General features: G+C 46.3%; 2 protein-coding genes. One reads left to right on the forward strand and one right to left on the reverse strand.

Features of this window, described 5'->3' with window-relative positions; all coding sequences use genetic code 11:
• Positions 1-377: LysR family transcriptional regulator (locus tag KIV40_RS29165; protein WP_285352716.1), on the reverse strand; the 377-nt coding region annotated here is incomplete at its 3' end.
• 103 nt (positions 378-480) lie between these two features.
• Here KIV40_RS29165 and KIV40_RS29170 point away from each other — a divergent pair.
• A partial coding sequence (locus KIV40_RS29170; protein ID WP_285352718.1) for a multidrug effflux MFS transporter occupies positions 481-1,380 on the forward strand: 900 nt, incomplete at its 3' end.

The following is a 1,380-nucleotide window of genomic DNA, read 5'->3' on the forward strand; positions in this document are numbered from 1 at the left end:
GGTGCTTGTTGGAAAATTGCGGGTAAGAAGTGTGGCAGGATAAGCGGATAAACACTCTCAACTGCGGCGATGTGGAAGCTGTGATCGCTATTGTAGGGCGTGAAAGTTTCTGGCTGAGTGAGCACCTCTAGCTGGTTAATCAAGTTCTCTAAGCGCGGCTTAAGGAACACAGCTTTAGGCGTCGGACGTAAGCCATGAGCGCTACGAGTAAACAGCGGGTCGTCGAATTGCTCCCTTAACTTTGCCAATGATTTACTGACGGCTGACTGACTTAAACAAAGCCGATGAGCGGTGCGGGTGACACTGAGCTCTTCGAGGAGAACCTGCAAGCAAACTAGTAAATTGAGGTCAATTCGAGACAATTTTTCGAGATTCATGAGATTTTCCATATGGGAATAATGGTAATGAGTATAAGCCATTTTTGTTCATATCTTTAGTTGGTTATGATGCGCAACATAATTTATTAACTAGGAGAATCGTGTGTCTTCGAATGTGCTTCCATCCCCGAGTAAGCTGCAAGTAGCACTATTGGCTATGCTTGTTCTGTTCAGCCCATTGGCGATCGATATTTACTTACCAGCTTTACCTCAAATCTCTGCGACGTTTCACGTGGAACACGCGTTAGCACAAGACACCATTACCTGGTTCCTATTCGCGATGGGTGTTGGCCAACTGTTTGCCGGCCCTCTTGCGGACAAATTAGGTCGCCGAACTGTTGCCCTTGGCGGTATCAGCATCTATGCAGTGAGCGCTTGCTTGGCGTGGGCCGCTCAATCTATTGATATGATGTTGATGGCTCGACTGCTTCAAGGATTAGGAGCGTGTGCAACATCTGTTGCCGCGTTCGCAACAGTTCGCGATCTATTTGGTCCTGAAAAAAGTGGCAAGATGATCAGCTACCTAAACGGAGCTATCTGTTTCATTCCTGCTCTGGCACCTATTTTAGGTAGTCGGTTAACACAAGAGTTTGGTTGGCGCTCAAACTTCAGCTTTATGGCTGGGTTTGCCATTGTTGTTGGTGCGATTCTTTTCTTCCAGATGAAAGAGACCAACCCTACAACAGAAAAGGTTGCGGTATTTAAGCTTGAGCGTTACTGGTCAGTTCTAAAAACTCCATCGTTTGTTTTCCACGCATCTCTGTGTTTGATGGCTATGGCGGTGATCTTAGCGTATGTAACATCGGCGCCAGTGGTTCTGATGGAAAACCTAGGTATGAGCATGAACGAGTTTACGTTCTGGTTTGGTATCAATGCAGCATTCAACATCATCGCTGCATTTACTGCTCAGAAGTTTATGGATCGTTTTGGTACTTACAAAACGTTGGTTGTGGGGATTGTGCTACTTGGCTTGGCAGGTACGATCATGTTGGTATTGGCGAAC

The sequence above is a fragment of the Vibrio sp. D173a genome (assembly GCF_030248475.1).